Origin of the sequence: Flavobacterium sp. (assembly GCF_046317795.1) — a bacterium.
Lineage (GTDB): Bacteria > Bacteroidota > Bacteroidia > Flavobacteriales > Flavobacteriaceae > Flavobacterium.
This window is the reverse complement of sequence record NZ_JBKCVI010000048.1, coordinates 26,425-34,079: the sequence shown is the minus strand read 5'-3', so window position 1 is coordinate 34,079 and position 7,655 is coordinate 26,425. Positions and strand designations below refer to the sequence as shown.

Annotated in this window: 7 protein-coding genes; 5 read left to right on the top strand and 2 right to left on the bottom strand. The window is 31.7% G+C overall.

Annotated elements, in window-relative coordinates:
- The 4 genes from ACK5ON_RS03135 to nhaA form a co-directional block, all read left to right on the top strand.
- On the top strand, positions 1 to 159 hold a 159-nt coding region (locus ACK5ON_RS03135; RefSeq protein ID WP_409819794.1), incomplete at its 5' end, for a gliding motility-associated C-terminal domain-containing protein.
- Between the two features lie 53 nt (positions 160 to 212).
- Positions 213 to 1,124, top strand: coding sequence for a type IX secretion system membrane protein PorP/SprF (locus tag ACK5ON_RS03130; RefSeq protein ID WP_396175760.1), 912 nt, complete (start codon positions 213 to 215; stop codon positions 1,122 to 1,124).
- A 13-nt stretch (positions 1,125 to 1,137) separates the two neighbouring features.
- Positions 1,138 to 3,081: an OmpA family protein gene (locus ACK5ON_RS03125; protein WP_396175758.1), complete on the top strand. Its 1,944-nt coding sequence runs from the start codon at positions 1,138 to 1,140 to the stop codon at positions 3,079 to 3,081.
- 62 nt (positions 3,082 to 3,143) lie between these two features.
- Positions 3,144 to 4,283 (top strand): Na+/H+ antiporter NhaA, encoded by a 1,140-nt coding sequence (nhaA, locus tag ACK5ON_RS03120; RefSeq protein ID WP_409819790.1) that lies wholly within the window; start codon positions 3,144 to 3,146, stop codon positions 4,281 to 4,283.
- Between the two features lie 6 nt (positions 4,284 to 4,289).
- On the opposite strand, the gene corA is transcribed toward nhaA, so the two are convergent.
- A complete protein-coding gene (corA, locus tag ACK5ON_RS03115; RefSeq protein WP_409819787.1) occupies positions 4,290 to 5,360 on the bottom strand; it encodes a magnesium/cobalt transporter CorA in 1,071 nt (356 codons plus the stop codon).
- Positions 5,361 to 5,428: 68 nt separating this feature from the next.
- Here corA and hutI point away from each other — a divergent pair, with 68 nt between their 5' ends.
- On the top strand, positions 5,429 to 6,667 hold the full coding sequence (gene hutI, locus ACK5ON_RS03110; RefSeq protein WP_409819784.1) for an imidazolonepropionase: 1,239 nt from the start codon (positions 5,429 to 5,431) through the stop codon (positions 6,665 to 6,667).
- Between the two features lie 50 nt (positions 6,668 to 6,717).
- Here hutI and ACK5ON_RS03105 read toward each other — a convergent pair whose 3' ends face one another.
- A complete protein-coding gene (locus ACK5ON_RS03105; protein WP_409819782.1) occupies positions 6,718 to 7,602 on the bottom strand; it encodes a hypothetical protein in 885 nt (294 codons plus the stop codon).
- Positions 7,603 to 7,655: the final 53 nt, after the last annotated feature.

Here is a 7,655-nt window from a genome sequence, read left to right as displayed (position 1 = left end):
GATAATAATACCCGAAAATTTGAGGGTATATCTGAAGGAAGAGTTACGGTAGATAAAAATGCTGAATTACCTTCTGGAACTTATTTTTACATCATTCAATGGACTACTTCTGACGGAAATACCATTAATAAAAACGGATATTTATACCTTACTAGATAAACCTACCTACTAACTCCTGAGGGTTTAAAAATCCTCAGGATAAAAAAGAAATTATGAAAACAAAGATTTTAATTTTCGCTTTGATTTTGACATGTTTCACTGGTTTTGCTCAGCAAGATGCTCAGTTTACCCAATACATGTATAACACTATCAATATCAATCCGGCATACGCAGGATCTAGAGGAGTAATGAGTGTTTTTGGTTTACACCGTACCCAATGGGTAGGATTTGATGGTGCACCAACGACAAATGCTTTCTCTCTTAATACGCCCATCAACAATAGTAATATTGGTATTGGTTTATCTGTTGTGAGTGATAAAATAGGACCAATAAAAGACAATACGCTTTCTGCAGACGTATCCTATACCATTCCAACTTCTGAAACTTACAAATTATCTTTTGGTATAAAAGCTTCTGCAAATATGTTCAATTTAGATACATCCCTATTAAATCCTGCTAATGCAAATGACCCCAACCTTCAAAATTTTAATAATGAAATCTCTCCTAACTTTGGAGCTGGGATTTATTTACATTCTGATAAATTATATTTAGGGGTTTCTGTTCCTAACTTTTTACAAGACTCTAAGTACAATGACAACGCAGTTGCTGTTTTTCAAGAACGTATGAATTTTTATTTTATTGGAGGGTATGTATTTGATGTTTCACAATCTGTAAAATTCAAACCTGCTATATTAACCAAAGCTGTAACTGGCTCACCTCTGCAAGTTGATACCTCTGCTAATTTCTTATTCTTTGATAAGTTAATGCTTGGTGGTGCATACCGTTGGAGTGCAGCATTCAGTGCAATGGCAGGTTTTCAAATAACTGACGGACTATTTATTGGTTACAGTTATGATATGGAAACAACCGAATTAAAAAATTATAACTCTGGTTCCCACGAGGTATTCTTAAGATTTGAGTTGTTCAGTAAAGTAAGTAAAATGGTATCTCCAAGATTCTTCTAAAAACGTATTGATCATGAAAAATAAAATTATATTCTTAGTACTGGTTGCTTTAACTTGTTTGAATAGTTATTCGCAAGGAACTTCAAAAGAGAGAAAAGGAAATAAAGAGTTTGACAAGTATGCATACATAGATGCCATAAAAACCTATGAGCGTATTTACGAAAAAGGATATAAATCTCCTGACATGTTGCTTAAAATAGGTGACGCCTACTATTACAATGCTGAACTTGAAAAAGCAAACAAATGGTATAGTGAACTCTATGCAACCAATCCGGAACAAGACCCTGAGTTTTACTATCGCTATTCACAATCCTTGAGGGCTTCAAAGGAGTATGATAAAGCAGATGCAATGATGGCCAAGTTCAATGATAAAAGTGGGAATGATTCTAGAGCTAAAATTTTTGCAAACAATAAAGATTATTTAACTACTATTAAGAATAATTCTGGACGTTATAATATTGAAAACGCTGGCATCAACTCTAAATATTCTGATTACGGAACAACCTATATGGGAACAAAAGTAGTGTTTAGTTCTGCTCGAGATACAGGGAATTTTTCTAAAAGAATTCACACCTGGACTGGCGAATATTTTACCAATCTTTATAGTTCTGATATAAGTGAAGATGGTTCTTTGAAGAGTGTAAATAAATTTGGTAAAAAAATTAATACTAAATTTCATGAAGATACTCCAGTATTCAGTAAAGATGGCAAAACGGTTTATTTTACCAGAAATAACTACCTTAATGGAAGAGGATACGATGCTAGTAAAGTTACTCTACTAAAAATATATAAAGCAACTCTTGATAAAGAGGGTAATTGGACTGAAATAACACCTTTACCTTTCAATAGTGATAGTTATCAAGTTGCCCATCCTGCTTTATCACCCGATGGAAAAACATTATATTTTGCTTCTGATATGCCAGGAACTCATGGACTATCGGATCTTTTTAAAGTAAAAATAAATGAAGATGGTAGTTTTGGAAATGTTGAAAATCTTGGCAATACCATTAATACCGAAGGAAGAGAAACGTTCCCTTTCGTATCGGATGATAACGAGTTATACTTTGCCTCTGATGGCCGACCAGGTTTAGGTGGTTTGGATATTTATGTAACTAGAATTCCTACTGAAGGTACTACTTTTAAAGAGCCATTAAACGTTGGTGAAGAAGCTAATAGCCCGAAAGACGATTTTGCCTTAATTATTGATTCAAAAACTAAAAGAGGTTTCTTAAGCTCCAACAGAGATGGTGGAGAAGGAAATGATGACATCTATAAATTCTTGGAAAAAACACCTATCTTTTGTGATCAAATTCTTTTTGGTGTAATTACGGACGAAGATACTAAAGCCGTATTGCCAAACACAAAAGTAGTTTTGTTTGACGAAAAGTTTAATAAAATCAAAGAAACTGTTTCTGATGCCACTGGTAATTATCAATTTACTGATGTAGAATGTGGCTCAAAATATTATGTAAATACTTCTCTTGAAAAATATGAAACCAAAGAATCTCCTGTGTTTATAGGTAAAACATCTGGGAAAACTGAACTTAATATCGAACATAAAACAACGGTTTGTAAAGTGAAAATTGGAGATGATTTAGCCAATTGTTTCAAAATCAATATTATTTATTTTGATTTAGACAAATGGAATATTAGACCAGATGCCGCTGTAGATTTAGCTAAATTACAAGATGTATTAAACCAAAATCCAACAATGAAAATTAACATTCGCTCTCACACCGATAGTCGAGCTTCTGATAGTTACAATAAAGAACTTTCTGAAAAAAGAGCAAATTCAACAAAAGACTGGTTAATAAAACAAGGAATTGCTGCTGACCGATTAGCATCTGAAGGTCTTGGTGAAACTGAATTAGTTAACAAATGTGCTAATGATGTACCATGTACCGAAGCCGAACACCAGCTTAACAGAAGAAGTGAATTTATTATTACAAGTTTGTAAAAATATTTTTTTACAATTCGTAAAAAGCAGTCAGAAATGAGTGCTTTTTTTTATATTTGAATATGAAAAAAACAAAACTATTTCATGACTTTTTTGAAAGTGAAAAAGCAGGTGGTTTCATTTTAATTATTTGCACAATAGCATCTTTACTTGTGGCAAACTCTGTTTGGAGTGAAAGCTATATGCATCTTTGGCACAGCCAAATAGGAAACCAATCTATTGAATATTGGATAAATGATGGTTTAATGACCATTTTCTTTTTGCTAATTGGTTTAGAATTGGAACGAGAAGTTTATGTTGGAGAGTTATCCAATTTTAAAAATGCCCTATTACCCATTTCGGCGGCACTTGGTGGAATGATAGTGCCAGCCGGTTTATATTTAATACTAAACTATGGAACAGTAACACAATCTGGAGCGGGAATCCCAATGGCTACCGATATTGCTTTTGCTTTGGGAATTCTTTCCTTATTAGGCAATAGAGTTCCAGTAACATTAAAAGTTTTTTTAACGGCATTGGCTGTAATAGATGATTTGGGGGCTATATTGATCATTGCTATTTTTTATACTAAAAATTTAATATGGACTAATCTACTTATTGCACTTGGCATATTTGCCTTTTTACTTGTGTTGAATAGATTAAAAATTCGCAACCTAATCCCTTATTTAGTAGGCGGAATTGTAATGTGGTATTTTATGCTTAATTCTGGAGTACATGCCACAATTACAGGAGTTTTATTAGCTTTTGCAATTCCTTTTGGTAATGGAGATGAAAAATCAAGTTCCTTCCTTCTGCAACATTTTTTACATATACCAGTTGCTTTCATAATTCTCCCCTTATTTGCTTTGGCCAATACGGCAATTATACTAAAATCGGATTGGCAATTTATGCTAAGTCATCACTATACTATTGGTATTGCATTAGGATTGCTCGTTGGAAAACCTATTGGGATTTGGTTGTTTAGTTATCTTTCGGTAAAATTTAAGATTAGTGAACTTCCGACTGATTTGAATTGGAAATCCATATTGGGTGTTAGCTTTCTTGGAGGAATTGGTTTTACTATGTCGATATTTATTACACTTCTCGCCTTTTCTGATGGTGAACATATTGACAATTCCAAAATCATGATTTTGATTTCTTCATTAATAGCTGGAGTAATTGGATTAATTTTCTTAAAAAGCACTATAAAAAATAGTAATTAAGGCAATTTAAAACCAATTTTTTCTCTTGAAATAAAATATCATGCCCGATAGCAATAAAAACATAAAGCCCATAATCATAAAATAGCCGTATTTCCAACGTAATTCGGGCATAATATCAAAATTCATTCCGTAAATACCAACAATAAAAGTTAATGGCATGAAGAAAACAGAAACTACAGTTAGTGTTTTCATCACTTCGTTCATTTTATGATTTTGTGTAGAAAAATAAAAATTAGAAGCACTGTCAAGAGTAATCATATCATATTCGATCTGCTCTAGTAATTCTAGACTTTTTTGATGCAAGCGTGCAAAAAAACTATAGTTATCATGTTCAATTGCATTGAAAACATCATCATCTTTCATGCTTTTAATGGAATATAAAGAATCGCGTAAAGGAATAATTGATCGTTTCAAAAAATTAAAATTGTCTCTGTGTTTTTCTATTTGTTCCAAAATTTGAGGATTAGTACTCGTTTTAGATAAATTCATCAACATCTCTACCCTATCCTCCTCATTCTCAATAGTGATGTAAAAATTTTCCATAATAGCATCAAGTAATAAATACAGTAAATAATCTGCTTTTTTATCTCTTACAATGCCAGAATGTGTTCTAATTCTTTCTCTAATATGAGTAAAAAAATCACTTCTTTTTTCCTGAAATGATACCAAAACACCATTCTTCAAAAGAAAACTAATTTGTTCAACATTAATATTATCAGTATTTTCAATTGGTAATAATGATTTTATATTAAAAAATAAAACATCATGATACTCATCCAATTTTGTACGCTTTGTAGTATTCAAAATATCACTAAGCATATAACTATCAACCTTCAGATATTCACCAATAGATTTAATTGTCACAACTTCATTAATACCATGAATATTTAACCAATTAATTTTTGAACTATCAAAACACTGGCTTAATTGCTCCTTTTTAAGTTCTTTAAACTCCTTTACATCATTAGCATCATAAACAAACAATTGTATTTCTGTTTTTGTATTTTTATGAACTCCTGTATATTCCAAGATAGTTGGCTGAACTTTTCTTCCTTTTTTGTATTTAATTTTTCTCACGAATTCTAAATTTGTCTAAATTTAAGAATATTTATTTTTTTCAAACTACTTTTACCAAAAATCATTCTATGCAAACATTAATCATCAATATAAAAGAACTTTTGCAAGTAAGAGAAACTGCTATTGAAAAGGTTTCTGGAAGCGAAATGGCTATTTTACCCACCCTAAAAAATGCTTTTCTTTTGATAGAAAATGATACTATAGTTTCTTATGGCTCAATGGAAAATTGTCCAAAAAATAGGGCTGATAAAACCATTGATGCTTCGGGTAAAATAGTTTTACCGTCGTGGTGTGATAGTCATACACATATTGTATATGTAGGAAATAGAGAGCAAGAATTTGTGGATAGAATTAATGGTTTATCCTATGAAGAAATTGCCAATCGTGGTGGTGGAATTCTTAATTCAGCCAAAAGACTCAACGAAGCTTCAGAAGATGAAATCTATAATCAATCAAAAAAACGTTTAAAAGAAATTATGCTTCTAGGTACTGGATCTGTAGAAATTAAATCAGGTTATGGTTTGACTGTTGAAGGCGAATTAAAAATGCTTCGTGTCATTAAAAAGTTAGCTGAAAATTATCCCATAACTATCAAAGCTACTTTTCTCGGTGCTCATGCTTTTCCAACAGAATACAAAGAAAACCATACCGGATATATTGATATAATCATCAATGAAATGTTACCAAAAATTGCAGCCGAAAAACTAGCTGATTATATAGATGCTTTTTGTGAAATTGGATATTTTTCAGTTGAGGAAATAGAACTAATTATGGAAGCGGGAAAAAAATATGGATTGCGTTCTAAGATTCATGTCAATCAATTTACAGTCATCAATGGAATTAAAGCTTGTGTCAAACACGATGCCCTTTCTGTTGATCATCTTGAAATGGTAACCGATGATGATATTAGCGATTTAAAAAACAGTAAAACCATGCCTGTGGCGTTGCCAAGTTGTTCCTATTTTATAAATATTCCTTATACTCCAGCCCGAAAAATGATTGATGCCGGATTACCTTTGGCTTTGGCTTCAGATTTTAATCCGGGTACTTCACCCTCGGGTAATATGAATTTTGTGGTGGCAACAGCTTGCATCAAAATGAAAATGACACCCCAAGAGGCCATTAACGCAGCAACCCTAAATGGTGCCTATGCTATGGGAATTTCAAATACTCACGGAAGCATCACCATTGGAAAAAAAGCAAATTTAATTATTACAAAACCGCTCAATTCGTTTTATGAATTGCCCTATGCTTTTGGCAGTAATTTGATAGAACAAGTTATGATAAATGGAAAAATAATTTCATAAAAAAAGTCCTCTCGTTGAAAGAAGAGGACTTTTATTTATTTGAAATGGAATTATCTCAACGAGAAACTGCTTTTAGATACCAATTCTGCTTTGTCAAATACGTTAACAAAATAGGTTCCTTTGGTAAAATCTTTACCCGGTAATTGCTCTGACACTTCAACGGTTTTGTTTTCATATTTTACGGATGTTGTAAAACTATAAGTTAATGAAGTATCACCAAATGATATCGTTGCCTTATCACCCAAAACATTGTTGTTTGCATCAATTACTTGAACATAATAGGTTTTGTCACCCGATTTAGCAATTTTATTTTCTGCGATTGTAAAACTTACTTTCAATATATCAGTTTTACTAGCTTTGTCTGTTTCAATTTGTTTTCCTGAACTCTTAACTTTATAAGAAGCTGTTTTCAAATTGGTAACCGTTAATTTAGAACCTTTCTCAACTGTTTTAGCCAATTCTTCATTTTGACCAACCAATACCTCATTATACTTTTTTGAGTCATCCAAATCAACTTTGGTACTTTCCAAATTAGTAGTTAATTGTTGATTTTCTTGTTTTAAAACAGTAACTTCCTGCATCATACTTTTCATTTTCTCTTCCAATACTTTATACTGATCTTTGTATTTTCTAAGGGAAGCATTGTCGCCTTTGGATGATTTTAATTCTGCAATTAGCTTAACTACTCTTTCTTTTTCAGCCATCAATTCATCAGTCATTGAAGTATTCTCTGCCAAAGCAGCATCATAATTTGAATTTAATTCTTCCAGTTTTTTTATCATATTTTCCTTTTCGGAACTTACTTTAGTTACTGTTGTTTCCAAAGTCTTTGCATCAGCAGTAATTTTAAAAATATAGATTAAACTACCTACTAATAATACCAATAAAAGTATGATTATACCTTTGAGTTTTGAATTGCTATTTTGATTTTCCATGTGTTATAAATTTTATAATAACAAAAGTAATATTATTTAACATAGTTACGTGA

Excerpts from the sequence above, each read along its gene's own strand:
- ACK5ON_RS03130 (WP_396175760.1), top strand. The coding sequence starts at position 213 with ATGAAAACAAAGATTTTAATTTTCGCTTTGATTTTGACATGTTTCACT.
- ACK5ON_RS03125 (WP_396175758.1), top strand. The coding sequence starts at position 1,138 with ATGAAAAATAAAATTATATTCTTAGTACTGGTTGCTTTAACTTGTTTG.
- nhaA (WP_409819790.1), top strand. The coding sequence starts at position 3,144 with ATGAAAAAAACAAAACTATTTCATGACTTTTTTGAAAGTGAAAAAGCA.
- hutI (WP_409819784.1), top strand. The coding sequence starts at position 5,429 with ATGCAAACATTAATCATCAATATAAAAGAACTTTTGCAAGTAAGAGAA.
- ACK5ON_RS03105 (WP_409819782.1), bottom strand. The coding sequence starts at position 7,602 with ATGGAAAATCAAAATAGCAATTCAAAACTCAAAGGTATAATCATACTT.